Origin of the sequence: Janthinobacterium sp. HH104 (assembly GCF_001758715.1) — a bacterium.
GTDB classification, from domain to species: domain Bacteria; phylum Pseudomonadota; class Gammaproteobacteria; order Burkholderiales; family Burkholderiaceae_D; genus Janthinobacterium; species Janthinobacterium aestuarii.
Genome location: NZ_LRIB01000027.1, coordinates 59,577 through 85,012, shown reverse-complemented (window position 1 = coordinate 85,012; position 25,436 = coordinate 59,577). Strand labels below are relative to the sequence as shown.

The window sequence follows — 25,436 nt, the reverse complement described above, 5'->3', positions numbered from 1 at the left end:
GTTAGTCGCCCCAGTCAAACGCGCCTTGCGTCGCGGCCGGTGGTGGCGGTTTGGGTTTGGCCGACGGCACGAGCGGATTATCGACGGCATGCCATTCGAACAGTTCCACGTCGAGCATGCAGGTGCGCGCCAGGTGCAGCGCTTGCTCCGGTGTCAAGGCGGGGTCGAGCCAGCGGTGCGCGTCTTCCAGGCTGACGGCCACGGGCCGGCGGTCGTGGATGTCGACCATGCCGCCGAGGCTGTCGGCCGTCACCAGCACGAAACCCGCTTCTTCGCGGCTGTGCTTGTACGGGCCGAACTGGGCCAGCGCCAGCAGGAACAGGGGCGCGCGGTCCTTGCGGTGGATGTGCCACGGCTGCTTGCTGCCTTTTTCTCCCGTCCATTCATACCAGCCATGCACGCAGACGATGCCGCGTCCCGCGCGCAGCAGGGGCTTCCAGTAGGACCCGGCAAGTTTTTCCAGGCGGGCGTTGATGGCGATGGGGATTTTTTTCTTGCCGGGCGCGGGCACGGCTTGCGCGGCCCAGGCGGGGCGGTAGCCCCAGAAGACGTCGTCGACCCTGTGCACGCCATCCTGGATATGCAGCACGGGCCGGTAAGTGCCGGGCGACACGTTCAGGTGCGGCTCGGCCTCGCTGTCGAATACCGCGTCGGTCCAGCCGAACGATGACGCCAGCTCGGGCGCCGTACCATTTTGATCGAGTCGTCCACACATGCTGAAATCATACCCGATTGCCGGGCGCCGAGAGGCAGGCGCGTGCGTGCTTTCTGTGTGTGGTCAAACGTACAGACTGCTTGCGACAGGCGGCGCACAGTGGAGGCCAGTCAGGTTCCTGACGTTATTCTTGTATCGGAGGAATTATGTCTTTTGAAAATCCCACCATCCACAAAGGTTTTATTATCAGCGCCACGGCCAGCCAGCGCCGCGATGGCCGCTGGGTCGGCTCGTATGTTAGCCAGAACCAGGCGTGCGGCGCCTATGCGGACACCTGCGACTATGACGATTGCAGCAATGAAAAAGAAGCGCAGCAACTGGCCTTGTCGATCGGCTGGCGCCTGGCCGATGGCGTGCCGGCACGCTGAACCGGCCTTAGCGCTTGCCCCGCAGGGCCAACACCAGGCCGGCGAGCGGCAGCAGCAGGGCGGCGCCCAGGCGTACGGAGGTCAGCGATGCGGTCTCGACGCCCAGCACATGGGGCAAGGCCAGCAGTAGCAGGGGAGCGGGCACGGCAATCGCGAAGAAAAACAGATACCACGAGTAGCCGTTTTTCTTGGCCAGCAAGGCGATCAGCGCGCAGCCGACGAGGAAGACCAGCGGTAAATTCACAAATTCCATGGTGTTGAGTTTTCATCCGGGAAAGCGCGTCATTATACGCATCGTCCCGAATAACCGGACGGGCTTGCCTGCGTCAATTGCCGACGAAATCCGGCGGCTGCGGCGCCTGTTTTCCGGCTAGCTGGCCGTCGGCCGGCAGCAAGGCCTTGATGGCGCCGTTATAGATGAGTTCCTGCGCATACGCCGAGGCCTCGATCAAGGCCGCATGCACGGACTTGAAACTGCTCGCCGTTTCTATCAATACGGGCTTGGCATATACCTGCTGCGTATCGCCGCGCTTGCTGATCAAAATCATGCCCCGGTAGCGCCCATCCTTTTCCAGCGCCCCCGCGACATGAAATTCATAGCCCCTGATCTGGTGTTTTTGTCCCTGATCCATGTCTCCCGCCTCCAGACCTGATTGTCATGGCTTTGGACTATCCATTTGATTGGAATGGTTGAGTGTTTGATCTGAATCAATACGTTTACAGAAAAGCTTTAACGAACGTATCGATGCTTGCCGCAAGCGTAGCGAGCGGAGGGGATGTGTGGCTGAGAAGCGCAACCGCACTGAAGTGCGGTGAGCATCGCCAGCCGCAAGGCGTCCCGCGCAGTAGCTTGCGGCAAGCGTCCTCACCCCGCGCGAATGGCTCGGATCTGTTGGGCGGTTTCCTCGATCTCCCGATACGCTTCCTGGATATAGCCATTGATCGGGTGTCCATCCATCCACTCGAAATAGGCGCGCTCGTCGTGTTTGATGGCAAAAGGAACGTGGTGGTCGCGTATCGATTCGGCCGTTTCGCGCACCAGCGAGGCAAAAAGCAGCTCAATAGTTTCCATAATGGTCACCTTGTGAGACAGGAATGCAGAGCATTGAATGTAGCACAAAGCGCGCCGCCGGGGCCGCGCGCATCGGTTGTCCGGACCTCAGGCCGGATGGCCGATATGCTCGTACAGGATCACGCAGCCGATGACGATCAGCACGAGGCCGCCCATCAGTTCGGCGCGCCGGCCCGCCACCGTGCCCAGCACGCGGCCCAGCATCACGCCCAGGGTCACCATGACGAAGGTGGAAAAGCCGATGGCGGCGGCTGTGACGACAATATTCGCGCCCAGCAAGGCCAGGCCCGCGCCCACGACCATGGCGTCGATGCTGGTCGCCAGACCGGTGATGGCCAGTACCCAGAACGAGTGCGACTGGGCCGGCGCTTCCTCTTCGTCGCTATCGCTCAAGGCATTGCGTATCATCAGCAAGCCGATGATGCCCAGCAGGCTGAAGGCGATCCAGTGGTCCCACGCTTCCACGTAGGGCGCTGCCACGCTGCCCAGGGCCCAGCCGATGATGGGCGTGATGGCTTCGATGACGCCAAAGATCAGGCCCGTGCGCAGCGCCTCGCGCCATTGCGGCTTGTGCAGGGCGGCGCCCTTGCCCACGGCGGCCGCGAAGGCATCGGTGGACATGGCAAGCGAGAGGGCGGCGGTGGCGGCGAAATTCATCGTTGGCTTTCAGTAGAACCTGGCTGGGATGGATGGTTGAAAATTGCAAACCCGGCGATTTTACCCTACGTACAGCACCACCAAGGAGGCCAGCAGGCAATACGCGCCAAAGAAATGCCAGCGTCCTTGTTCCAGCCAGCGCGACAGCCAGCGCAGGGCCAGCAAGCCGGCCAGGAACGACAGCAGCATGCCCAGCAGGCTGGGGCCGAGCAGATGCAGCAGGCTGTTGCCGTGTTCCACATGGTCCAGGCTGCCATTTGTCACGGCCTGGTAGAAGCGCCAGCCTTCCTTGGCCAGCACGGCCGGCGTCAGTACGACGGCCAGGGCGAAGCTGAATTCCTCGGCGCGGCGCTGCGGCACGCCCATGGCGATACCGGCGGAAATGGTGGCGCCCGAGCGGGAAAATCCCCGGAAGGGCAGGCACAGGCCTTGCACGGCGCCGATCACCATCGCCTTGCCGATGGACAAGGTGCCATGCTGGCGCGCTTGCTGGCGTGAGGACACAATGATCAGCACGCCGGCGGCGGCCAGCGCGGCGGCCATCAGTTTCGCATTGCCGAACAGGTGTTCGATTTCAAAGCCGGGCGCATCCTTGCTCATGACGTGCGTAATGCCCTTCAGCAAGCCGAAACCGACGATGCCCGTCAGGGCCGTGGACGCTGCGAGCAGCAGGACGTTGCTGCGGAAAGCGCTGGCCGAACTGAAATACGTGGCGCGCCAGGATGCCCAGAAATACACGATGACGGCGAACATGGTGCCTGTGTGCAGCATCACCAGCAGCATGGTCAGTTCCGGCGATGTCGGGTCCAGCCCCATCAGCTTTTCCGCCATGATGACGTGGGCGGAGCTGGACACGGGCAGCAGCTCGGCGAAGCCCTGGACGATGGAAAGAATAAATAGTTGAAGAAAACTCATGGGTATCGGTAATCTGGCGGGGAAAGAAGGGCCGCCGATTTTACCTGCCAGGTCCCGTGCTGGCCCCTTGCGCCAGATTACAGTTTGTCCATGTCTTGCTGCCCGGCTGCTTATTGCGGTTTGAACACGGCGCGGAAAGCCTTCAGGGCTGCCGGGTGATAGATCGTGCCATGGGTTTCTTCCGGCATTTTTTCCACATGCCATTGCAAGCCGGACGGCGCCTGTTTCTCCAGCACGTCGGCCAGGCGCTGCACTTCGATGGCGATGCCTGACTCGCTGCTCGACGCCAGGTACAGGCTGCGCTTGCCTGGCTTGCCCTTGGCCAGCAAGGCTGCCGCCTGGCGCGGCAGGGCGCCGCGATTCCACCACAGGCTGGGGTCGAATGCCAGGTAATGGTCGAACAGCTGCGGTTCCAGCAGATACGTTTCCACCACGAACAGGCCCGCCAGCGATTCGCCGACGATGGCCGTTTCGCCCGTCGTGCGGTAGCGGCGCGCAATTTCCGGCATCAGTTCATCGCGGATGAAGGCCCGGTAGGCGGACGCGCCGCCCACCACGGGGGCGATCTTGCGGTCTTCGGCGCTGTTCGTCGGCCCCGTCAAGTCGCGCCGGCGCTGCGTGTTTTGCATGCCGACCAGCATGAAGGGGCGCATCGTGCCATTCGCTACCGACACTTGCAGCAAGCCGGCCACGTGCAGGAAATCTTCCGCAACGCCACCGTCCGGCATGTACAGCACGGGCAGCGGTGCATCGGGCGCGGTATCCCAGGCTCGCGCCATGTACACATTGATGTGGCGCTTTTCCTGCAGCGCCTGCGAATCGATGTTGAAACTTTCACCGATGATGAGCGGCGTGGCCGCGCTGGAGGCCGCGGTAACGGCGGGCGCGGCAGTGGCGAGATGGAAGGGGCTGGACAGCAGCAGGGCGGCGGTGAGGTGCAGTGCAAGGCAGGGGCGGCGCATGTTTTCCTGTGATAAGAGTTGGATCGATGGCATGTACTCGTATGGACATGCCATCGGGCGATTCTATCTTATCTTTGATGCAGCATTACTTGATCGTCAAGAGTTGCCGCTCGCGCACGATGCCGGCCTTGTCGAGCGTGTAGGCAATCAGCAGCGCGCCATCCTCGGCGCAGGCATGGCAGGTCATCAGGGGCGTGGAAAACAGCAGGCGCTGGCCGCCATCGTCGGTGGCCGTGCTGCCGACGAAATCGGCGGGCGCAAACGGGACGGAGTCCGGATGGGCGGCGGCAAACGCGCGCCAGGCCGGTGTGGCGCGGTCTTCCTCGCGCACGGAACCTTCGTCGACGTCGATGGCCGCGCCATCGCTGCCGATCAGCAAGGTGCCTTCATTCGTGTTGGCGCGAAACGGATAGGTGACGGTGGCCAGAGCCGCCTTGCCCAGCGGACGCCAGGCCGAGATGAAGCCCGCCTTGTTTGCCTTGACCAGCATCCTGGCCGCGGCGATGGCTTGCGGACGCGCGCCGCTGCGCTGCATGGTGCGCAGCAGGCAGACGTCGGGCGTCGTGGGCGATTGTTCGCTGCGGCAAGCCGACAGCGAGCGTTCCTGCCAGACGGCACGCGCGTCGATGGGGCCGATGGGCGGGAGGCTGGCCGCCTGCGCGGCCGCCAGGTTGGATAAGGCCAGCATGGCGCAGCAAAATACGTGGCGGGAAAATCGTGTGAGCATGGACGTCTTTCAATAGCGGAAACAAGAGTTGCCGATTATAGAAGGGGGCTGGCGTGCAAGCGCGCACGGAACGTCCGGCTTGCGCCTCGATTAACGCTTTTTTGCCGCCGCCTGGCGCAAGGCCTTGGCTTCCTGCTTGTTGGGGATGTGCGGACGCATGGCCAGCTCGGCCTTGACGGCGGCGATGGCGGCGCCGAACAGTTGTTCGGCCTGCTCGACGCTGGCGCCCGCATAGTGCTGCTGGTTGGATTGAGCGGCGCGCAGCCGGCGCAGCAGCGCCAGCAATTGCTTGCCGTGCAGCGCAGTTAAATCTTGCGCCAGCACTTGCGCGCCCAGCGTGACCTCCACATGCTCGGGGGCGAGCATGTGGAGCAAGGCCAGGCCTGCTGGCTGGGCGACTGGGGTCAGTTTGGGCTTGTCCATCGGCAGTTTAGAGCTCCGTAAAGGATTACAGGTATTCCCAGATTTCATCGAAGGTTTCGCGCGCGAAATCGTTGCGCCACGCTTCCGAGTTCTTTTCGCGGCTGACGGCAAACACGGCGCGCCACGTCTGCTTCGGCGAGCTCGTGTAGGTCGCGGCGATCTTTTCCAGGCCGGCCTTGCATTGCTCGACCTTGCAGCCGCTCTTCGCCAGTTGCTGGGCGGCGGTTGCCCATGCCACCGGGACCTTGACGACCTGGCATTCGAAGCTGACGGCGGCCGTCTGCATGCCGTTTTCCACCGTCACAGGGTCCGCCTTGGTGGCCTGGCAGGCGGCGCCATTCTTGGCAGCGATGACGTTCGCGGCCAGCAGTTCAGCGGTCGGCGTCAGGGCCGCGCGCATGTCGGCGGGGAATAGGTCCGCGATCAGCTTGCCCGTTTGCGTTGGAAACTGGGCGTCTGCTTCCTTCAGGGCGCTGTACGACGCATACTCGGCGCTTTGCTGACCCGCCAGACGGGTAGGGCGCAGGTAGGCGTTGAGCTTGGCGACGCTGGCTTCATCCTGGTTGATGATGGTCTTGATGTACAGGTTGGTCACTTCGAGCGGCGCCAGCTCTGCGGCGTCGGCGGCCATGGCGGGCTGCATCAGCGCGGCGGCGAAGGTGGCAGCCAGCAGTCTGGCGGCAGGGAATTGCTTGTGCATGTATTTTCTCCACGATTCAATGTCAGGAGCCAAAAGATGCTCCGTAGCAACTCTGGCGCGCGCATTATAGATGGTGAAAGTCATAACGTTGCACACCTTAGGCGTCCCCCTTGCTGGCCGCTTCAAGCAAGGACAGCAGCAGCTCCTTGCGCCGTCCTTCCGCCTTGCGCGCCAGGGCAGCCAGTTTTTCCAGCTTGCCCCAGACGGGATACAGCATGTGTTCCACCAGATAGCCGTCCAGCCCTTGCAGTTGCTGGCAGAACAGCTCCAATTTTTCCATCTCCTCCAGTTCCGCCTGGATCTTGACCTTTGCGTTATCCGTGCATACGCGCAGGCACGCCGCCAGCACCGGAGCGGAGTCGCGCGTGACGCCGTGTTGCTCGGCAAAGGCCGCCGTGAACTGGTCCTGCACGGACTGGTGTTCCTCGTCGACGTTGGCCATGTAGTGCTGCACGAGCGGGAAATAGCGGGCATCGAGCAAGCCCAGCCCAAACACGGCGTAACTGCCAGGCATGCAATTCTTTTCGCCTTCCGTGTCGGCATAGAATTCGAATTGCTCGATGGCCGCGCGCGCATACGCTTCCAGCTGCGGTTGCAGGGACGCATGGGCGAGGGCGTTGGCAAAGAAGCGGTGCGTGTCGGATTTCGCCAGTCCCTTGATCGGCAAATAGGCCTTGGCCTTGGATTTGAGCTTGATCTGGTAGCTTTTCGGGAAACCGGCTTGCAGCAAATGCGTGATGAAGGCCAGCGCCTGCGCATACGCGCCTTCTTCTTCCTGCGTGATGGTGATGTTGATCGTGGCAAACACATCGTTGGCGCGGCATTCCAGCAGCGTATTTTTTACGTGGATGTCGGCATCGGGGAAGGTGCCGCTGCCTTCCTTGAGCATGCGCACGGCCCGTTCGCTGCCCAGCTCGCGCGCGATTTCCAGGAATGTGAGGCCGGTCGATTTGGCATAGCTCGGTTCGTGACGCAAGATCATCACAGCGCCATACAGCAGCAGGTCGATCGCTGGCAGCGCTTGCGCATCGGGCGCCGTGTCCGCTTTCAAGGTGTACTCCGCGCTGCGGTAGCTTGATTTCTGCACATCATAAAATCGCGGCAGGAACTGTTTTTCCGCCCACGCCGACACGGCCCGGATGATATCGCCGCGATGTTCGGTCAGTGCCTGCGGGCGTGACTTGTTCAGCTGCTCGATGCGTTCGAATTGCGCGATCGTCCAGGCGATATCGGGCTGCGGAAACAGCTGGGGATCGAGCAGGTGGCGCGTCAGGAAGAAGGTTTCCAGCTTTTTCGTCGGCCTGCTGCCATGCGTGAGCTTTTGTTCGATATACGCATGTATGTTTTTCAGCAAGGCCTGGCGCTTGCCGTCGTTGACGTGTTCCAGCAAGGTCAGGTGCAGCTTGCCCTGCGCCGTCTGGAACTTTCCGCGCAAGGTGAAGCGGTAGTCGATCATCGGCGTGTCCACCAGCGGCGCCAGGCGGGCTTGCACCAGCGCCACCAACTGTGGCGCGATCAAGTCACGCACTTGCGCATCATCAAGGCGCGCCGGCGTCCGGGGACGCACGTCGTCGCCGAAGCCCAGGTCGATTTCATCGGCAGTGGTGCGGCCCGGTTTGTAGTCGAGTAATAAATCATTGAAGACACCCATCTGCAAGGTGGTCCGGTTCACAGCGTCTTCCAGGTCCGTGCGCTGCAGGCGCTCATCGAACCAGGCGTGGATGGCCGTCGTCATTTCTTGTGTTGCCTGCTCTAACAGTGTGCTCATTGACTTCCTTGCATTGCGCGCGGCAGCGCCACCGGTTGCCGTCACGATCATGTTTAATATAAAGCATTATTTTAGGTGGCCGGACCTGATCGCAACAAGGGCCGCACGGTTGTCAGGAGGGGGCGGTGAGGAAGCGCTCGTCGATTTCATCGGACTGCGGTCCCACGGTGATCGTGGTATGCCAGCCGGAAGGCTTGTCGTTGCCATCAAACAAAGCTATGCGCGTGTGGACGAACAGGACCGAATACACGCCGGATTTCATGTCGCGGTTCAAGTCCCAGTGCATGAGTTCGATCGCTTCGCCCATGCGCGGCAGATGGGCGCCTGGCGGCAGCAGGATGTTTTGATTGATGAATTCCCTGCTCGGGCCCGGTTCCTTGTGGCGCGGATCGATGTAGCGGAACGAGACGCTGGTAACGATGTTGCTCATGCATGGCTCCTGCCTGGTGATGTGTCCGATGACAATAGCATATGGGGATGCCGGATGCGTCCTGTGCGCAACGATATGCGGGTAAACAACTATGTTCGGTAACAGACGGTGGCTTGCGTGTGCTACCGGTAGTCTTGGTTGCTTGTCAGTCATTATAGATAGCAGGAAACAGCATGATGCATTTATTCCTAGCGGATAATCGCGCCGAGCTTGAGCGCCGTTGCCGTGAAAAAGTCGCCAAGAGGCCCTTGCGCTTGCCGAGCGAGCGTCAGTTGCAACATGGCGTTCCCATCTTTCTCGATCAGCTGATCCGTACCCTGAGGGCGGAAGAAGCAGGCAAGATAGCGCAAAGCCTGGCCATTTCCGGCCCCGCCGATGGCAGTGCGAAAGGCACATCGGAACTGGCCCACAGTGCCGCGACGCACGGCGGGCAATTGCTGGCGCTCGGCTATTCCGTCAGCCAGGTCGTACACGACTACGGCGACCTGTGCCAGGCTGTCAGCGACCTTGCCGTGGTCATGGAGGAGCAATTCTCCGTCGAGGAATTCAGGACGCTGAACCGTTGCCTCGACAACGGCATCGCCGAAGCCGTGTCCGAATTTATCCAGCGGCGCGATGTGCTGATCGCTGACGAACAGGCATTGGCACTGAGCCAGCGCATCGGCTACCTGGGCCATGAACTGCGCAATCACCTGGGAACGGCCAGCCTCGCCGTCGCCGCGCTCAAGCACGGTGGCATGGGTCTGTCGGGCGCGACTGGCGCCGTGCTCGACCGCAGTCTGGTGGGTTTGCGCACCCTGATTGACCGTTCCCTGGCGGACGTGCGGGTCGAGGCGGGCCTGACCTTGCAACGTTCGTTTTTTTTCTTGAACAACTTCATTAGTGAACTGAGCTATTCGGCTCGCCTGGAAGCGGACTTGCTACGCTGCACCCTGGTCGTGGAAGAGGTCGCCCCCTTGCTGCGGCTCAATGCGGACAAGGATTTGCTGCTCTCCGCCGTGGGGAACCTGCTGCAGAATGCCTTCATGTTCGGCGCGCGGAATGGCACCGTGGTTCTGCGCGCGTATGCCAGCGGCGAGCGGCTCAAGATCGAGGTGGAGGACAACGGCGCCGGCCTGTCGCCAGAGGCGGCGGATGACATGTTTCTGCCATTTACGCAAGGCGGCGCGAACAATAGCGGCCCGGGATTAAGCCTGTCGATTGTCCGGCGCAGCGTGGAGGCGAATGACGGCGTGTTGAGCGTGGAAAGCGTCCTTGGTCATGGCTGCGTCTTCATCATCGACCTGCCACGGCATGCCGATCCGGCCTCCACGTTTGCCACATGAACGGGAGGTCTGCCCATGCCCTATGAAATTCTGCGCGAAAGCATCGCGCTCGAGCAGGCGGGTGACGCCATCCGCTTCCATTTGTCCGTCTTCGGGGTGGAAAAGACTTGCCGTATCACTGTCACGGCATTGCGCAGCCTGGATCAGGGACAGGGCGGCGACTTGTTGGCCATTTTCGACACCCATCGCCTGCGCATCGGCCAGCGCGCCTTCGCCTACCTGAGCCGCGATTTGCTGGTCAGCGGCGTGGTCTTGCGCGCCCTTGATTTCTAGTCACTTTTTCCTGCGCTGATGCGCGCGCCTTGGCCAGGTATGGTATTTCCGCACAGATCGTCAAGTAAATGCAGGTATGGCTGGACGGAAATGTTACATCTGGGTATTCTGCGCATCTAATACTTATTTCTATACAGAAAAAGTTAAGAGGGCGGTTCGGGCCGGCGGCAACGCGGCGCGCACTGCCAAGCAAGGTCAGGCATGCAAAGGTGAAGTCGTCCGCTTGCTGAGCGAAACGGTCGTGTTTCGGCTCGCGGCGGACAGGGAACAGTGCTGTCATCTTTAAAATAGTAGGAGAGGTTGCTCATGGATGCAGAAAAGGATGTTGTGTACGGTACAGAAGATTTGTTGATGAGTTTGTGCAACTCGGTGGTGCGGGTGCTCAACGTTGCAACGCAAAGCAAGGTCAATTACTCAGGCATGGTGCAGCGCATCACCAAGACGGGCCTGAAGCCGGACATCGGCTGCTTCGTGATGTTCGATGGCGGTTTCACGGGCCTGGTCGTGCTCAATTTTGCCGCCGATACGGCGATGGAAATCTACGAGCGCTACATGTTGCACATGGGGATGCCGAAGTCGGAGCTGGCCAGCTTCTACACGTCGGACGAGGTGTCGAACATCATGGGCGAGCTGATGAACCAGATTGTCGGCGACTTCACGGGCAAGGTACGGCGCGAGCTGCAAACGAACATCACCCAGAGCCAGCCGAAGATGCTGGTGCTGAACAAGCAGGTGATGCTCAGCGTCGACACGCCGCTGGACCGCCCGGAAATGCGCCGCGTCACTTTCTACACGGAAAAGAACAATATTTTCTATCTGGAACTGGCGATCGACCGTACCGAGTTCATCAAGTTGCACGATTTCGATTCGCGCGAAGTCGATGCCGACTCGCTGATGGATGGCGAATTCGCGAACCGCGAACGGAACGCCGCCCCGGCGCCTGCGGCGGAACCGGAAGACGACGACAACGCCGACCTGCTCAAGTCGCTGGGCATGTAAGCAGAGCTTGTTGACAGTACTTGAGTGCTTGACAATGGCTGGCGGCAGGTTTGCCGCCGGCCATTGTCATTTAGAGCCTACAAGGTCTTGCTCATGAATACCCGGCTCGTCCCTTCGGGACTGCAGGCAATGTTGCCGAAGCGGCGCCAGCCTCGGCGCTCGTAAAATTCGGGTGCCTGGAAACTGATGGTGTAAAGCACCGCCGAGGTACAGCCGCGCCGGCGTCCTTCCTCTTCGAACTGCGCCAGTATCTGGCTGCCCAGGCCCGAGCCCCGCATGGCAACGGGTAAATAAAACAAATCGAGAAACAGCAGGCCCAGCGAGGTCCGGCCCATGGCGCCGCCCAGCACCCGCTGGCTGTCGCGGTCGCGCACGACCACGCTCAATGCCTGTCTGTCCTGGTATCCCGTGATCGCATCGTTGTAGGCGTTCAAGCCCTCGAGGATGGTTTGCTCGACTTCCGCGTCGATCGTGGCGCTGACGCAGATAGTGTAGGGTAATGCGATGTGCGGGTGTGCGGGCATGCTGGGCAGGGCAATAGTGGATGACTGTATGAATATACAGTATTTTATCTATTCACGCCCGACTTGTTGTGGCAACGTCAATGTGTCCATGCGGCGCTTGCCGACCATGCCGCTTTGCTGGCTGTCATCGAGCGACCAGTATTCGAGTGCATACGCATAGCTGCCATCGACGATGGTCAGCGTTTCCTTCTGGCGGCCGTTGGGCGCCTTGTAATACAGGCGCCGCGCGGGCCTGCCATCCACCGTCTGATTGAACGATTGCGCCGCCATGCGGGCGCGCTTGCCCGTCTTGCCTGCCATCGACATTGCCGTAATCGTCACGTAGGCCCGGTCAGGGCAGCGGGCCAGCAGGTGCGCGCCGCTGAGGATGGCGGGCTGCGTTTGGTCCAGCGGGAAGCCGAACGGCTGTATGCCGACGATATCCTGGCACCCCATCTGTCGCGCCAGGCCGGTCAGCGCGGCCGGATCGAGCGCGCTGCTATAGTGTTTTTCAGCGGCCTGCGCCTGGCCCAATGCCAGGCGGCGTTCCAGTTCGGCCAGCGAGATGTCGCTGGGCACGGGCAGCGGCGCGGGCGCATCGGGATCGGCGGCCTTCGACGTTTCCGCCTGCATGCGCGCGGCAACCGAGTGGCTGCTCCCGGTTGTGCCATCGAGGGCGTGGGCGAATGGCGCGGCGCTGGCAAGGGCGATTGCCAGCGATAAAGCCGTGTGTTTCAGCATGAAATTTCCCGGTTAACGTGCAGTCATCGCCGACGCGATCTCGATCGAACTCAGTTTCCAGCCCCACACGCCATGGCGCTGCAGGACCAGCGCGCCTTCCTGTACATTACCGTCTTTCGCGCGCACGACGAAGGTGTTCACGCCGGCATAGCCTGCCGAATACTCGGCCTTTTTCTGCGCGCCATCGGCAGGTGTGTCTGTCGTGTCGCTTGCTTGCGGGCTGACGGCGCTCTTGTTGACCAGCGCGACGACGCCTGCTGGCGAGACCATGGTGTCGACCATCTTGCCCAGCATGGCGCTGGCGATCGACTGGCCCAGTGCGGCCAGCGGGTTGTCGCTGCCGGCGGTCGCCGCGATGCTGCGCGCCATGCTGACCTCCAGCTGTGTCTTGACGCTGGCGCGCAGGGCGGGAAAGTCCACGTGTTCGGCCAGGGCTTCGGCATTGCGTTCGGCCAGCGCACTCTTGATCTGGTGCAAGGCATAGTAGGGCGAAGCGTAGGCGCTGACAGCGAGGGCAGCGGCGGCCACGGCCGCGGCGATGGTGATTTTTTTCAAGTGAAGCCTGCTAGGTGGAGGGTGGAAAATGGATGGCACGCAGCGTATCTGCTAAATGGAAATACGGCAATCATATTTTCTTGCCATTATTTCTCCGCATGCACTCGGGGCGCCCTCGGCGGACCACTATAGAGTGATGAGGGTGGGTGCTGTATAATGGGAGAAAAGTATTTAACTAGCTGTTTTAACTGAATAAAGACCCAATATCACATGCTATCTACAGCAAATATTACGATGCAGTTTGGCGCCAAGCCATTGTTTGAGAATATCTCCGTCAAGTTCGGCGACGGCAACCGCTATGGTTTGATCGGCGCGAACGGCTGCGGCAAGTCGACGTTCATGAAGATCCTGGGCGGCGACCTGGACCCGTCGGGCGGCAACGTCATGCTCGATACCAACGAACGCCTGGGCAAGCTGCGCCAGGATCAGTTCGCGTTTGAAGACATGCGCGTCCTCGACGTCGTCATGATGGGCCACACGGAAATGTGGGCCGCCATCCAGCAGCGCGACGCGATCTACGCGAACCCGGAAGCGACGGACGACGACTACATGCAGGCGGCCGAACTGGAAGGAAAAGTGTCCGAATACGACGGCTACACGGCCGAATCGCGCGCCGGCGAACTGCTGCTGGGCGCCGGTGTCGCCATCGACCTGCATCAAGGCCCGATGAGCAATGTGTCGCCAGGCTGGAAGCTGCGCGTGCTGCTGGCGCAGGCGCTGTTCTCGAACCCGGACATCCTGCTGCTCGACGAGCCGACGAATAACCTGGACATCAACACGATTCGCTGGCTGGAAGACGTGCTCAACGAGCGCAACTCCACCATGATCATCATTTCCCATGATCGCCACTTCCTGAACCAGGTGTGCACCCACGTGGCCGACATGGACTACGGCACCCTGAAGATTTATCCAGGCAACTACGACGAATACATGTTCGCCTCGACCCAGGCGCGCAACCAGCAACTGGCCAACAACGCGAAAGCGAAAGACAAGGTTGCCGAGCTGCAGGAATTCGTGCGCCGCTTCGCCGCGAACAAGTCGAAGGCCCGCCAGGCCACGTCGCGCGCCAAGCAGATCGAAAAGATCAAGGTCGACGACATCAAGCCATCGTCGCGCGCCTATCCGTTCGTGCGTTTCGACGGCGAAAAGAAATTGCACCGCCTGGCCGTGGAAGTCGAGAACATCTCGAAAGGCTTCGACCGCCAGCTGTTCAAGAACTTTTCCATCATGGTCGAAGCGGGCGAACGCATCGCCATCATCGGTGCCAACGGCGCCGGCAAGACCACCATGCTGCGCTGCATCGCGGGCGACATCGCCGGCCTGCAGCCTGACCAAGGCCGCGTGAAGTGGGCGGAAAACGCCAACGTCGGCTACATGCCGCAAGACCCGACGGAAGATTTCGCCAAGGACACGAACCTGACCGACTGGATCGGCCAGTGGACGAAAGAGGGCGACGACGACCAGGCCGTGCGTTCCATCCTGGGCCGCTTGCTGTTCGGCGGCGACGATGTCAAGAAGGCCGTCAAGGTGCTGTCCGGCGGTGAAAAAGGCCGCATGATGTACGGCAAGCTGATGCTGGGCCGCCACAACGTGCTGATGCTCGATGAGCCGACCAACCACATGGACATGGAATCGATCGAATCCCTGAACATCGCGCTGGAAAAATACGCGGGTACCCTGATCTTCGTGTCGCATGACCGCGAATTCGTTTCTTCGCTGGCCAACCGCATCATCGAGATCAAGGAAGATGAAGTGGTCGATTACCGTGGCAATTACGAGGATTACCTCAAGAGCCAGGGTATTGATTAATTTTTAGGGTAACGTTGTGTCGGATTACGCGCTGTGCGCTAATCCGACCTACGTCAGGGTGAGTTGGTCGCGTAGGTCGCGTAGGTCGGATTAGCGCAGCGTAATCCGACATTACAACGTCATCCGCCAGCACCACACCGACGCGCCGCGGTCCATTCGTTCCGGCGCAACTGCTTTATTGCAATCGTGCCGGTCTATCCCGTTTTTGTTTGACACAGCCATGCAAACTTTAGCCATCAAATCCGTCGAGTACGAACATCCACAAGACGGAGCCAGCTGCACTGCCCACGCCTGGGCACGCACGCCAGCGACGCCGTCCCCGGCCGAGAAAGCCGAACTGATCACGCGCATCAAGCGCCTGCTGATCGAGCGCGAAGCCGTGCTCGTTGCCCACTACTACGTTGATGCCGACCTGCAAGACCTGGCCGAAGCCACGGGCGGCTGCGTCTCCGATTCCCTGGAAATGGCCCGCTTCGGGCGCGACCATCCGGCCAAGACCCTCGTCGTGGCCGGCGTGCGTTTCATGGGTGAAACGGCAAAGATTCTCAGTCCCGAGAAAACCGTCTTGATGCCCGACCTCGACGCGACCTGTTCGCTCGACCTCGGTTGCCCGGTCGATGAATTCACGGCCTTCTGCGACGCCCATCCGGACCGCACGGTGGTGGTGTACGCCAACACCAGCGCGGCCGTCAAAGCGCGCGCGGACTGGATGGTGACCTCGTCCATCGGCCTCGACATCGTGGCCCACCTGCATGCGCAGGGCAAGAAAATCCTTTGGGCACCTGACAAGCACCTGGGTTCCTACATCCAGAAGCAAACGGGCGCCGACATGCTGCTATGGCAGGGTAGCTGCCTCGTGCATGACGAATTCAAGGGCATCGAACTCGATCTGCTCAAGGAAGAGTATCCGCAAGCCAAGGTGCTCGTGCACCCGGAGTCGCCCGCGAACGTGGTGGCGCTGGCCGACATGGTGGGTTCCACGTCGCAAATGATTGCGGCAGCGCAAACCATGGACACGGACACTTTTATTGTCGCCACCGACAACGGCATCCTGCACAAGATGCGCGCGGCCGCGCCAGGAAAACGTTTCATCGAAGCGCCCACGGCCGGCAACAGCGCCACCTGCAAGAGCTGCGCGCACTGCCCGTGGATGGCCATGAACGGCTTGCTGAACCTGGCGCAGACGCTGGAAAATATGCACAACGAAATCCACGTCGATCCTGCCGTCGGCCAGCTTGCCGTGCGCTCGATCAACCGCATGCTCGACTTCGCCACCGCCAAGAAGGCGGGCCTCAAGCCGGGCGCGGACCTGGCAAAAGAAACCACATTGTTCCAAGGAATCGGTCCAGCATGAGTACCCTCGTTAATTCTTTCGCCCCTTTCGATCCGGCCCTGGCGCGCGCGTTCGAAGGCAATTTGCTGGCTGCTTTGCTGGAAGACGTGGGCCAGTGCGACCTGACGGGCGAGCTGGTGCCGCCCGACCACATCGTCACTGCCCGTGTGATCGTGCGCGAAGCGGCCGTGCTGTGCGGCGCGCCGTGGTTCGAAGGCATCATGAAAAGCCTGGATCGCAGCATCGACATTGCCTGGCATTACGCCGAAGGCGACATGATGACGGCCGACAGCGTTGTCTGCACGATTGAAGCGCCGGCGCGCGCCTTGCTCACGGCCGAGCGCAGCGCCCTCAATTTCCTGCAACTGCTGTCCGCCGTGGCCACGGCCACGCGCCAGTATGTCGACGTGATCGCCGGCACCAAAGCGTCCATTCTCGACACGCGCAAGACCTTGCCAGGCCTGCGCCTGGCGCAAAAGTATGCGGTGCGCGTCGGTGGCGGCAAGAACCAGCGCCTGGCCCTGTACGACGGCATCCTGATCAAGGAAAACCATATCGCGGCCGCGGGCGGCGTCAGCCAGGCCCTGGAAAACGCGCGCAATCTCGACGCGGGCGTGCCCGTGCAAATCGAGGTGGAAACCCTGGCGCAATTGCGCGAAGCGCTCGATGCGGGCGCTGTCTCCGTCTTGCTCGATAACTTCAGCAACGACATGATGCGCGAAGCCGTGGCCTTGACCGGTGGCCGCGCCTTGCTCGAAGCGTCGGGCGGCATCAATTTCGACACCGTGCGCGCCATTGCCGAAACGGGCGTGGACCGCATCTCGATCGGCAGCCTGACCAAGGATGTGCGGGCCACCGATTACTCCTTGCGCATCGTCGGCTGATGAAAAAAGCAGGGCGGCGCCTGCTGGCCTTGGCGCTGCTGTGGCCGGCATTTGCCGCGCCCCTGCAGGCACGCGAGCTGCTGGCCGTGGGCGCGCAGTTCGAACGCGTGTTCGAATACCAGGAGGGTGGCGAGTATGGCGGACTGGGCGCGGAACTGCTGCGCCTGATGGCGGCACGCACGGGTAACACCGTGCGTTTTCGCATGGTGCCGTGGGCGCGCGCGCAAGCCATGCTGGTGCAGGGCCAGGCCGATATCTTGATCGGTCCCTACAAGACGCCCGAGCGCATTGCCAGCATGGCCTTTTCCGACAAGCCGTTTTACCAGGACCAGATGGTTTTTTATACGCGCCAGAACGCCAGCTTCAGCTGGGACGGCGACTACGCGGTGCTGAAGAACCGCAGGGTGGTGCTGCTCAATGGCTGGGCCTATGGCGCGGAATGGGAGCGCGTGCGGCCCGGCTTGCAGGTCAGCGTGGCCAACAACGTGGAAAATGGCTTGAAGATGCTGGTGCACAATCACGTCGACGTGTTCGTCAGCAACCGTCGCAATACCGATCCCGTCATCGCCCGCCTCGGCTATGGACGCCAGGTGAAACCCCTGCCCAGAATCATCGAACTGCAAAACGGCTATTTTGCCTTCCCCCGTTCGCCCACTTTCGACAAGCTGCGTGTGCAGTTCGACCAGGAACTGAATAACCTGATTGAGACGGGCGAGCTGAAAAGACTGGGCAAGCGCTACGACGTCAGCTTGCCCTGATAGACGCATGCCGGCCGGCAGGGCGGCATGCGTGGGTCCTCGTGAATCATTTACAACTGGCGTGCCTCGAAGGTATTGCACTGGGCAATCTGGCCGCTCTCGATGCCCTTGGTAAACCAGCGTACGCGCTGCTCCGAGGTGCCGTGTGTAAATGAGTCCGGCACGACATGGCCTTGCGCCTGGCGCTGCAGCGCGTCGTCGCCGATGGCCGTGGCCGCTTTGAGGGCCGCTTCGACGTCGCCCTGTTCCAGGATCTTGCGGTCCTTGTTCGCGTGATACGCCCATACACCGGCAAAGCAGTCGGCCTGCAACTCCAGGCGCACGGACATGGCGTTGGCCTGGCGCTCCGATTGCGTGCGGCGCGCATTGTCGACCTTTTCCGACAGGCCCATCAGGTTTTGCACGTGGTGGCCCACTTCATGCGCGATCACGTACGCTTCGGCGAATTCGCCCGAGACCTTGAAGCGCTGCTGCATCAGGCTGAAGAAATCGAGGTCCAGATAGACTTTCTGGTCGCCGGGGCAGTAGAAGGGCCCGCTGGCGCTCTGGCCCGTGCCGCAGGCCGTCGGGATACTGCCCGAGAACAGCACCAGCTTGGGTTTCACATAGCTGCCGCCCTCGGCCTTGAACAGGGCGCCCCACGTGTCTTCCGTATCGGCCAGCACGGTTTTCACGAAGCGGGCCATCTCGTCCGATTCGGGCGGCTGGCGCGCCGGCGCCTGGCTTTGCTGGGTGCTGACCTGGCCGCCACCGCCGCTGAGCAGATTGAGCAAGGTCAAGGGATTGACGCCCAGTACATACGAGCCGACGAGGGCGATGACGATGGTGCCGATGCCGATCGAGCGCCCGCCAAAACCAAAGCCGCCACCGCCGCCTCCGCCGCCATCTTCGCCACGGCGATCTTCCACATTGTCGCTTTCGCGATTGCCTTCCCATTTCATGATATTTACTCCTGCTGCGATTTGCGATTGATTGGTGACGCCTGAATATGTTTCTTGCGACGAATCTTGTTATTATCGCAGTAAACTGCGTCGCGAAAGAGGTGACAATGTTACCCTTTGCAACTTTCCACCCACTCCACAACAGGTACACGCATGGCGCTTGCCAACGATACACTCATTTCGCCAACGGCGGTGGTCCAGGCGCAACTGGACGCCTACAACGCGCACGACGTGCCGGCCTTGCTGGCCATCTACGCAGATGATGCGCAGCAATTCCAGCACCCCGATACCTTGCTGGCGCAGGGCGGCGCGCAGATCGGCCCCCGTTTCACGGCCCGTTTCGCGGCAAGCCGGCCGCGGGCGCAGTTGCTCAATCGTATAGCCTGCGGCAAGCTGGTGATCGACCATGAAATCGTCCATGGCGATACGGACGATGGCGTGTCGGCACAGGAACTTGTGGCGACGTATGAGGTAGAGCAGGGACGCATCAACCGTGCCTGGTTCAGCTTTGGCGCGTTGACGCGCTTGCGCGTGGCGCTGCCGGCCGATGTGCCGGCAATGAATGCGCTGATCGCCCGTTCCGGCGTGGCGCTGAGCGCGGGGTTTTATACGCAGGAACAGGCCGAGGCCGTGACGCGCCACGTGTTCGGCGTCGATACGCAGCTCGTGGCGGACCGGACGTATTTCGTGATCGAACGCGATGGCGCCATGCTGGCTTGCGGCGGCTGGAGCCAGCGCGCCACCCTGTATGGCGCCGACCGCGCCAAGAGCGGGCCGGATCCGCTGCTCGATCCGGCCAGCCAGCCGGGCCGCATCCGCGCCTTCTTTGTCGATCCAGGCGCCGCCCGCCAGGGCCTGGGCAGCATGCTGATGCGCCATTGCGAACGCCAGGCGCTGGCCGCCGGTTTTACCGCCCTGGAACTGGCCGCCACCTTGCCCGGCGTGCCGCTGTATTTGGCCAGCGGCTTTGCCGTGACGGAAGAGTTTCACCTCGACTTGCCCGATGACATCAAGCTGCCGCTCGCGCGCATGCACAAGCAGTTGTAAAGCTGCGGCGGGCAGGCGTTCACCGTGGCTGGTGCTTCAACGCTTCGCGGTAGCTGAGCGGCGATAGTTGCTGGCGGTGCGCGTTGGCAAACGCCGTCACGGCTTCGGGCGCGTGGCGCGCGTAATCGCGCAGGGCCCAGCCGATGGCCTTGCGGATGAAAAACTCGTCTTCATGGGCCAGCGCCAGCGCCGCGCCGAATAGCCAGCCGGCACCTGTGTCGGCGCGCCAGCCCAGCTGGTGCAGCATGGCGATGCGGCGCAGCCAGAAGTCTTCATGAAGCAGCGCGTCATCCATGTGCGCATGGCCGTCGCCGCCGCGCTGGTGCTCCGCCTGCAGCACCTCGCCGACGATACCCGCCATGCCGTCGACGCTGTCCCACCAGGCCCGCTGGCGCGCCAACGCCAGCAGGGCGGGGAGGTGCCCGATGTTCAGCTGGCGCCAGTGCAGGGCCAGCATGTCGAGCGCCACGTGCTGGTATTCGCGCTGCGGCTGTTGCCACAGCAGCTGCGCGTGCTCGAGCAAGGTCGCGGCATCGATGCCCTTCAGACCCGCCAGCAAGTCCCTGGCGGCCAGTCGCCGCTGCGGCGCTGCCACGCCCAGGAAAACGAACTGGTCGCGCATATACGCCTGCATGGGCGCCGCACGGCCCGGTTCGGCAGCAGCTTCGAGTGCGATTTTTAATTCGACGTGCAAGTCCATGCTGTTTTCCCATGTTCAGACGTAAAAAAAGCGCTCCGTGGAGCGCCTTTTCATCTTCATCCGATATTACTGGATTTTTGCTTTCTTCATCAGCTCATCGCGGTAAGCGGCGAGTTTCTTCTGTTGCAGCGACTCGGCCACTTGACCCTTGACTTCTTCCAGTGCCGGCAGCTTCGTCGGACGGGTTTCTTCCAGCTTGATCACGTGGAAACCGAATTGCGATTGCACTGGCGTTTGCGTGACCTGGCCTGGTTTCAAAGCAACCATGGCGTCGGAGAATGGCTTCACGTACGAAGCTGGGCTAGCCCAGTCCAGGTCGCCGCCATTCGCTGCGGAACCGTCTTTCGATACTTTCGCCAGTTCTTCGAACTTGGCGCCGCCTTTCAGCTTGGCGATGATGTCTTTCGCTTCCGCTTCGGTGGCCACCAGGATGTGGCGTGCATGGTATTCCTTGTCGCCCGCTTGTGCCTTGAACTTGTCGTACTCGGCCTTGATTTCAGCGTCCTTGACAGGGTTCTTCTTGACGTAGTCGGCCAGCAGGGCGTTGATGATGATGCTTTGACGGGCATTGTCGATCTGCGACTTGACTTCCGGACGCGTGCCGTAGCCTTGCTTGTCGGCTTCCTGGATCAGCACTTCACGGCCGATCAGGTCTTTTTTGATGGCTTCGCGCAATTGCGGAGAATCCGCTTGCTTGCCTTGGGCGACGACTTGCTTGACGACCTGGTCAACGCGCGACGACGGGATGGCCTTGCCATTCACGGTGGCGACGTTTTGCGCGAACGCAGGGATCGCTACAACGGCGACCAGGGCTAAGATCAAACGGGCTGGCTTCAAAATCATGTTCATTCCTAATAAATATACTAAAAATCGATACGCGCGGCTGTCGCGCAGTGCGCATTCAGGCGCAGAATACACGACCGGCGCCGAAAAGGGCGCCGGGGAGGTCAGTTCTTACTGAACTTTCGCTTTTTTGATCATTTCTTCCTGATACGCTTGCAGTTTCTTTTGCTGCAGCGCTTCGGCGATCTGTGGCTTGACTTCTTCCAGTGTCGGCAGTTTTGCCGCGCGGGTGTCGTCCAGCTTGATCACGTGGAAACCGTTAGGCGTTTGCACCGGGGTGTCGGTGACCTGGCCTTTTTGCAGTTTCACGAAGGCGTCCGAGAATACTTTCGGGAACGACGATGGGGCTGCCCAGTCCAGGTCGCCGCCGTTGTCGGCCGAACCGGTATCTTTCGATTGCTTGGCCAGATCTTCGAACTTGGCGCCGCCTTTCAGCTTGGCGATGATGTCTTTCGCTTCCGCTTCGGTGCCGACCAGGATGTGGCGCACGTGGTATTCCTTGTCGCCGGTCTGGGCCACGAACTTGTCGTACTCGGCCTTGATTTCAGCGTCGTTGACCGGGTTCTTTTTCAGGTAGTCGCCGACCAGGGCGTTGATGACGATGGCCTGGCGTGCGTTCTCGATTTGCTGCTTGACTGCTGCATCTTTACCGAAACCTTTGTTTTCCGCTTCTTGCATCAGCACTTCACGGCCGATCAAGTCTTTCTTGATCATTTCGCGCAGTTGCGGCGAATCCGGTTGCTGGCCTTGGGCGACGACTTGCTTGACGACTGCATCAACGCGCGACGATGGGATAGGCTTGCCATTAACAACGGCAACATTTTGCGCAAAAACAGGTACCGCGACAACGGCGAGTAGTGCGATCAGCAAGCGGGCTGGCTTAAAAGTCATTATTAAATCCTGTTAGGGAAAGTTTCGTAAAAAACGCATGGGAAGAAAACGCGTGCATGGCGCTTGCGGCAAACGGCATACCAAGTTGCCCCGGTACGCCAAAAACGCCGTCCTTACACTACTTCGGACGGCGCCAGGGCCACAATCGCCAATGCATGTATCTCATTATGCATCATATCGTGCACGGAATCATACACCAGTCGATGGCGCATGACGAGCCTGAGCCCCTCAAATTGACTAGAAATTATGCGTAGATTGTAATGGCCTCCGCCCGAGGCGGCGCCCGCATGGCCCCGGTGGCGCGCCGAGTCATCTTCCAGCACACATTCCAGAGGGGAAAGTGCCGTTTCCAGGCGGGTACGAATGCGCTGCATGCGCGTTTCCGGCGCGGTGTTTTCGGTGGTGGAGTTCATCATGCGTCTTCCTTGATATGTTTTGCCAGGAACAGGGTTTGCGCCACGATAAAGGCAAAGAAGATGCCCGTCGCGCCAAACGCCTTGAAGCTGACCCAGGCGGCCATGTCACCCTTGTACAGCACGAAAGCCACGAACAGGTTCAGTGCGCCGATGGCGCCAAAGAAGATGATCCATGCGGCCAGCAGCTGGTTCCACACAACTTCGGGCAATTGCACTTGCGCTTCCATGGTCTTGCGGATCAGGTTTTTCTTGAAACCCACGTGGGCGATCAAGAGGGCCAGGCCGGACAGCCAGTAGATCAGGGTCGGCTTCCATTTCAGGAAGAAATCGTCATGCAGGTAAATGCTGGCGCCACCGAACACGACAAAGATGAACAGCGACAGCCACAGCATGCCGTCCACCTTGCGTCCGCGCAGCAGCAGATAGCTGACCTGGCAGGCGGTGGCGATGATGCCGACGAGGGTGGCAAGTATCCACGGCGCCTGGTCGGCCTTGATCAAGCCGCCTGACACGAAGCCGGACAAATATTGCTGCACGAAATCGTGCGTGGCCGCTTCATACATGCCGCCCAGTTTGAAGGCGGCGAAGAAGGCGATCAGGGGGAATAGGTCGAATAGAAATTTCATGGCGAGACTTTACACGGGTCTTGTTACATTCATCTTAGGAATGGCTTAGGAGCAAGATGCCCGCCCGCCATTCCAGTGTCTCACGGTTGCGGATCGAAGCGCAGCGATGCCGAATTGATGCAATAGCGCAAGCCGGTTGGCGGCGGGCCGTCCGGGAAGACGTGGCCCAGGTGGGCGTCGCAGACGGCGCAGACGATTTCCGTGCGCACCATGCCATGGCTGCGGTCGACGATTTCCGTCACGTTGGCCGGATCGAGTGCCTGGAAATAGCTGGGCCAGCCGCAGCCCGAGTCGAACTTGGTGTCCGAGGCAAACAGGGGGGTGTTGCAGCAGACGCAGGTGTAGACGCCATGTTCATGGTGGTCCCAGAACTTGCCCGTGAAGGCCCGTTCCGTGGCCGCGTGGCGCGTGACTTCGTATTGCATCGAATCGAGCATGGCGCGCCATTCAGCGTCGGTTTTCTTGACTTTATTCGTGGTCATAATGACTCCTCAGGATGAGCAACTGACTTCAAGGTGGCTGGCCCAGTCGGGCGGCAGGGCCGCATAGTGCTGGTGTTCGGGCTGTTCGTCAAATGGCTTTTGCAAAACTTCCAGCAATGTCGCCACTTCCGTGTAGTCCTGCTGCTGGGCTTTTTCGATGGCCACTTGCGCCAGGTAGTTGCGCAGCACGTATTTCGGGTTGACCTGGTTCATCGCCGCTTGCCGCTCGGCATCGACGCTGTGCTCCTGCCGCAGGCGCGCGCGGTATTGTGCCGCCCACGTATCGAAGGCGGGGCGGTCGATGAACATGTCGCGCAGCACGGTGTCGTGCTCGGGCGCGGCCACCTGCAGTGTCGCCAGGGCACGGAAGAAGTTGGTGAAATCCACGTGATTGGCTTGCATCAGCGCAAACATGCTGTCGAACAGCACCGTGTCTTCGTCTTGCACTGTGCGCAGGCCCAGCTTGGCACGCAGCAAGGCATTCATCTTCTCCGCAAAAGCGGGCTGGTAGCTGTCCAGCGCCGCCTGCGCCAATGCCACTTCGCCGATCAACGGCAGCAGCGCCTGGCCCAGCGCATAGCAGTTCCAGTGCCCGACCTGCGGCTGGTTGGCGTAGGAATAGCGGCCTTGCTGGTCCGTATGGTTGCAGATGTGCTCGGCGTCAAACGCTTCCATGAAGCCGAAGGGGCCGTAATCGAGGGTCAGGCCCAGGATCGACATATTGTCCGTATTCATGACGCCATGCATGAAACCCACGGCTTGCCACTGTGCAATCATGTGCGCCGTGCGCACGCATACTTCGGCCAGCAAGGCTTGATATGGATTTGATGCGGCGCGCAAGTCGGGGTAGAAGCTGTCGATGACGTAATCGGCCAGGATTTTCAGCTCGTCCGGCTGCTTGCGGTAAAACCAGTGTTCGAACGAGCCGAAGCGCACGAAAGTGGGCGCCATGCGCGTGACGACGGCGGCAGTCTCGACTGTTTCGCGCATGATGCCTTGCTGCGAACCCATGATGGACAGCGCGCGCGACGTGGGAATGCCCAGCGCCGCCATGGCTTCCGAGCACAGGAATTCGCGGATGGACGAGCGCAGCACGGCACGGCCATCGCCCATGCGCGAATACGGCGTGGCGCCGGCGCCTTTCAGCTGCAGTTCCATCTGGCCATCAGCCGTGGCGATATCGCCGAGCAAGATGGCGCGGCCATCGCCGAGCTGGCCGGCCCAGACGCCGAACTGGTGGCCCGAATACACGGCCGACAGGGGCATCGAACGCTCGGCCACGGCATTGCCGCTCAGCAGCGCCACATAGTCGGGTTCGGCCAGGCGCGCCGCATCGAGGCCGATGAGGGCCGCGGCTGGCGCGCTGGCGGCTACGAAATACGGGGCGGGCAGGGGCGTGGGCATCAAGCGCGTATAGAACGCGGGCGGCAAGGCCGCAAAGGCGTTATCCAGTGGTAAGGTATGAGCGGTGATGGCAATTCCAGTCAAATAAGAGGTGGCGGCACGGTGCGCCAGCCTGGAATGCGATTTTACCGCACAGCGCCAAGGCGCGTGGCGGGCGTCGTAGTGGGTA

Annotated in this window: 32 protein-coding genes; 9 read left to right on the top strand and 23 right to left on the bottom strand. The window is 61.1% G+C overall.

The window, feature by feature from the left end; genetic code table 11:
- Position 1 precedes the first annotated feature (1 nt).
- Positions 2 to 715 (bottom strand): SOS response-associated peptidase, encoded by a 714-nt coding sequence (locus JAB6_RS09540; RefSeq protein WP_070302537.1) that lies wholly within the window; start codon positions 713 to 715, stop codon positions 2 to 4.
- Between the two features lie 146 nt (positions 716 to 861).
- Between JAB6_RS09540 and JAB6_RS09535 the strand changes: the two genes are divergently transcribed.
- Positions 862 to 1,083: a hypothetical protein gene (locus tag JAB6_RS09535; RefSeq protein ID WP_034756009.1), complete on the top strand. Its 222-nt coding sequence runs from the start codon at positions 862 to 864 to the stop codon at positions 1,081 to 1,083.
- 7 nt (positions 1,084 to 1,090) lie between these two features.
- Here the strand turns inward: JAB6_RS09535 and JAB6_RS09530 are convergent, their stop codons facing one another.
- From JAB6_RS09530 to JAB6_RS09480, 11 genes are all read right to left on the bottom strand, one after another.
- Complete coding sequence (locus JAB6_RS09530) at positions 1,091 to 1,336, bottom strand: hypothetical protein (protein WP_034756010.1); 246 nt, start codon at positions 1,334 to 1,336, stop codon at positions 1,091 to 1,093.
- Between the two features lie 73 nt (positions 1,337 to 1,409).
- The gene (locus JAB6_RS09525; RefSeq protein ID WP_034756011.1) at positions 1,410 to 1,715 is read right to left on the bottom strand and encodes a hypothetical protein; all 306 of its coding nucleotides are present in this window, start codon (positions 1,713 to 1,715) and stop codon (positions 1,410 to 1,412) included.
- Between the two features lie 233 nt (positions 1,716 to 1,948).
- Positions 1,949 to 2,155: a hypothetical protein gene (locus JAB6_RS09520; protein WP_034756014.1), complete on the bottom strand. Its 207-nt coding sequence runs from the start codon at positions 2,153 to 2,155 to the stop codon at positions 1,949 to 1,951.
- An 87-nt stretch (positions 2,156 to 2,242) separates the two neighbouring features.
- The gene (gene mntP, locus JAB6_RS09515) at positions 2,243 to 2,812 is read right to left on the bottom strand and encodes a manganese efflux pump MntP (protein ID WP_070302536.1); all 570 of its coding nucleotides are present in this window, start codon (positions 2,810 to 2,812) and stop codon (positions 2,243 to 2,245) included.
- Positions 2,813 to 2,872: 60 nt separating this feature from the next.
- Positions 2,873 to 3,727, bottom strand: coding sequence for an undecaprenyl-diphosphate phosphatase (locus JAB6_RS09510; protein WP_070302535.1), 855 nt, complete (start codon positions 3,725 to 3,727; stop codon positions 2,873 to 2,875).
- 110 nt (positions 3,728 to 3,837) lie between these two features.
- Positions 3,838 to 4,689 carry an alpha/beta hydrolase gene (locus JAB6_RS09505; protein WP_139143331.1) on the bottom strand — a complete coding sequence of 284 codons (852 nt, stop codon included), beginning with the start codon at positions 4,687 to 4,689 and terminating at the stop codon, positions 3,838 to 3,840.
- Between the two features lie 85 nt (positions 4,690 to 4,774).
- On the bottom strand, positions 4,775 to 5,377 hold the full coding sequence (locus JAB6_RS09500; protein WP_070302534.1) for a hypothetical protein: 603 nt from the start codon (positions 5,375 to 5,377) through the stop codon (positions 4,775 to 4,777).
- A gap of 129 nt (positions 5,378 to 5,506) precedes the next feature.
- Positions 5,507 to 5,839: a hypothetical protein gene (locus tag JAB6_RS09495; RefSeq protein ID WP_070302533.1), complete on the bottom strand. Its 333-nt coding sequence runs from the start codon at positions 5,837 to 5,839 to the stop codon at positions 5,507 to 5,509.
- A 25-nt stretch (positions 5,840 to 5,864) separates the two neighbouring features.
- On the bottom strand, positions 5,865 to 6,539 hold the full coding sequence (locus JAB6_RS09490) for a hypothetical protein (protein ID WP_070302531.1): 675 nt from the start codon (positions 6,537 to 6,539) through the stop codon (positions 5,865 to 5,867).
- 97 nt (positions 6,540 to 6,636) lie between these two features.
- Positions 6,637 to 8,307 (bottom strand): DUF6138 family protein, encoded by a 1,671-nt coding sequence (locus tag JAB6_RS09485; protein WP_058048152.1) that lies wholly within the window; start codon positions 8,305 to 8,307, stop codon positions 6,637 to 6,639.
- Positions 8,308 to 8,419: 112 nt separating this feature from the next.
- Positions 8,420 to 8,737, bottom strand: a complete 318-nt coding sequence (locus tag JAB6_RS09480) for a hypothetical protein (protein ID WP_070302530.1) — start codon at positions 8,735 to 8,737, stop codon at positions 8,420 to 8,422.
- Positions 8,738 to 8,910: 173 nt separating this feature from the next.
- On the opposite strand from JAB6_RS09480, the gene JAB6_RS09475 reads away from it, so the two are divergent.
- The 3 genes from JAB6_RS09475 to JAB6_RS09465 all read left to right on the top strand — a co-directional run bounded on the left by JAB6_RS09475 (position 8,911) and on the right by JAB6_RS09465 (position 11,334).
- Complete coding sequence (locus tag JAB6_RS09475; RefSeq protein ID WP_175444521.1) at positions 8,911 to 10,062, top strand: sensor histidine kinase KdpD; 1,152 nt, start codon at positions 8,911 to 8,913, stop codon at positions 10,060 to 10,062.
- 15 nt (positions 10,063 to 10,077) lie between these two features.
- Positions 10,078 to 10,335, top strand: a complete 258-nt coding sequence (locus tag JAB6_RS09470; RefSeq protein ID WP_070302528.1) for a DUF1488 family protein — start codon at positions 10,078 to 10,080, stop codon at positions 10,333 to 10,335.
- A gap of 306 nt (positions 10,336 to 10,641) precedes the next feature.
- Positions 10,642 to 11,334: a DUF3334 family protein gene (locus JAB6_RS09465; RefSeq protein WP_034756036.1), complete on the top strand. Its 693-nt coding sequence runs from the start codon at positions 10,642 to 10,644 to the stop codon at positions 11,332 to 11,334.
- Positions 11,335 to 11,411: 77 nt separating this feature from the next.
- Here JAB6_RS09465 and JAB6_RS09460 read toward each other — a convergent pair whose 3' ends face one another.
- From JAB6_RS09460 to JAB6_RS09450, 3 genes are read right to left on the bottom strand one after another with little or no spacing between them, the layout of a single operon-like run.
- Positions 11,412 to 11,858 (bottom strand): GNAT family N-acetyltransferase, encoded by a 447-nt coding sequence (locus tag JAB6_RS09460; RefSeq protein ID WP_070302527.1) that lies wholly within the window; start codon positions 11,856 to 11,858, stop codon positions 11,412 to 11,414.
- Positions 11,859 to 11,906: 48 nt separating this feature from the next.
- Positions 11,907 to 12,578, bottom strand: a complete 672-nt coding sequence (locus tag JAB6_RS09455; RefSeq protein WP_070302525.1) for a hypothetical protein — start codon at positions 12,576 to 12,578, stop codon at positions 11,907 to 11,909.
- Between the two features lie 12 nt (positions 12,579 to 12,590).
- On the bottom strand, positions 12,591 to 13,133 hold the full coding sequence (locus JAB6_RS09450) for a DUF2939 domain-containing protein (protein ID WP_070302522.1): 543 nt from the start codon (positions 13,131 to 13,133) through the stop codon (positions 12,591 to 12,593).
- A 210-nt stretch (positions 13,134 to 13,343) separates the two neighbouring features.
- Between JAB6_RS09450 and JAB6_RS09445 the strand changes: the two genes are divergently transcribed.
- The 4 genes from JAB6_RS09445 (at position 13,344) to JAB6_RS09430 (ending at position 17,917) form a co-directional block, all read left to right on the top strand.
- Positions 13,344 to 14,942: an ABC-F family ATPase gene (locus tag JAB6_RS09445; protein ID WP_034756044.1), complete on the top strand. Its 1,599-nt coding sequence runs from the start codon at positions 13,344 to 13,346 to the stop codon at positions 14,940 to 14,942.
- 220 nt (positions 14,943 to 15,162) lie between these two features.
- On the top strand, positions 15,163 to 16,296 hold the full coding sequence (gene nadA, locus JAB6_RS09440) for a quinolinate synthase NadA (RefSeq protein WP_070302520.1): 1,134 nt from the start codon (positions 15,163 to 15,165) through the stop codon (positions 16,294 to 16,296).
- Complete coding sequence (gene nadC / locus JAB6_RS09435) at positions 16,293 to 17,159, top strand: carboxylating nicotinate-nucleotide diphosphorylase (protein ID WP_070302518.1); 867 nt, start codon at positions 16,293 to 16,295, stop codon at positions 17,157 to 17,159. The genes nadA and nadC overlap by 4 nt, the downstream gene beginning before the upstream one ends.
- Positions 17,159 to 17,917, top strand: a complete 759-nt coding sequence (locus JAB6_RS09430) for an ABC transporter substrate-binding protein (RefSeq protein ID WP_070302517.1) — start codon at positions 17,159 to 17,161, stop codon at positions 17,915 to 17,917. Before nadC ends, JAB6_RS09430 begins: the two co-directional genes overlap by 1 nt.
- Positions 17,918 to 17,967: 50 nt before the next feature.
- Here JAB6_RS09430 and JAB6_RS09425 read toward each other — a convergent pair whose 3' ends face one another.
- Positions 17,968 to 18,858, bottom strand: coding sequence for a neutral zinc metallopeptidase (locus JAB6_RS09425; protein ID WP_070302515.1), 891 nt, complete (start codon positions 18,856 to 18,858; stop codon positions 17,968 to 17,970).
- Between the two features lie 153 nt (positions 18,859 to 19,011).
- Here JAB6_RS09425 and JAB6_RS29690 point away from each other — a divergent pair, with 153 nt between their 5' ends.
- Entirely contained in the window at positions 19,012 to 19,905 is an 894-nt protein-coding gene (locus tag JAB6_RS29690; protein ID WP_083292625.1) for a GNAT family N-acetyltransferase, read from the top strand.
- Positions 19,906 to 19,924: 19 nt separating this feature from the next.
- On the opposite strand, the gene JAB6_RS09415 is transcribed toward JAB6_RS29690, so the two are convergent.
- From JAB6_RS09415 to JAB6_RS09385, 7 genes are all read right to left on the bottom strand, one after another.
- Entirely contained in the window at positions 19,925 to 20,605 is a 681-nt protein-coding gene (locus JAB6_RS09415; RefSeq protein WP_070302513.1) for a DNA alkylation repair protein, read from the bottom strand.
- A gap of 66 nt (positions 20,606 to 20,671) precedes the next feature.
- Positions 20,672 to 21,448 (bottom strand): peptidylprolyl isomerase, encoded by a 777-nt coding sequence (locus JAB6_RS09410; RefSeq protein WP_034756072.1) that lies wholly within the window; start codon positions 21,446 to 21,448, stop codon positions 20,672 to 20,674.
- A gap of 111 nt (positions 21,449 to 21,559) precedes the next feature.
- On the bottom strand, positions 21,560 to 22,339 hold the full coding sequence (locus JAB6_RS09405) for a peptidyl-prolyl cis-trans isomerase (RefSeq protein ID WP_034756076.1): 780 nt from the start codon (positions 22,337 to 22,339) through the stop codon (positions 21,560 to 21,562).
- Between the two features lie 113 nt (positions 22,340 to 22,452).
- The gene (locus JAB6_RS09400; RefSeq protein ID WP_235194306.1) at positions 22,453 to 22,755 is read right to left on the bottom strand and encodes a BolA family transcriptional regulator; all 303 of its coding nucleotides are present in this window, start codon (positions 22,753 to 22,755) and stop codon (positions 22,453 to 22,455) included.
- A complete protein-coding gene (locus JAB6_RS09395; RefSeq protein WP_070302511.1) occupies positions 22,752 to 23,381 on the bottom strand; it encodes a septation protein A in 630 nt (209 codons plus the stop codon). The genes JAB6_RS09400 and JAB6_RS09395 overlap by 4 nt, the downstream gene beginning before the upstream one ends.
- 80 nt (positions 23,382 to 23,461) lie before the next feature.
- The gene (gene msrB, locus JAB6_RS09390) at positions 23,462 to 23,863 is read right to left on the bottom strand and encodes a peptide-methionine (R)-S-oxide reductase MsrB (RefSeq protein WP_034756083.1); all 402 of its coding nucleotides are present in this window, start codon (positions 23,861 to 23,863) and stop codon (positions 23,462 to 23,464) included.
- A gap of 9 nt (positions 23,864 to 23,872) precedes the next feature.
- Positions 23,873 to 25,351, bottom strand: coding sequence for a YdiU family protein (locus JAB6_RS09385; RefSeq protein ID WP_175444520.1), 1,479 nt, complete (start codon positions 25,349 to 25,351; stop codon positions 23,873 to 23,875).
- Positions 25,352 to 25,436: the final 85 nt, after the last annotated feature.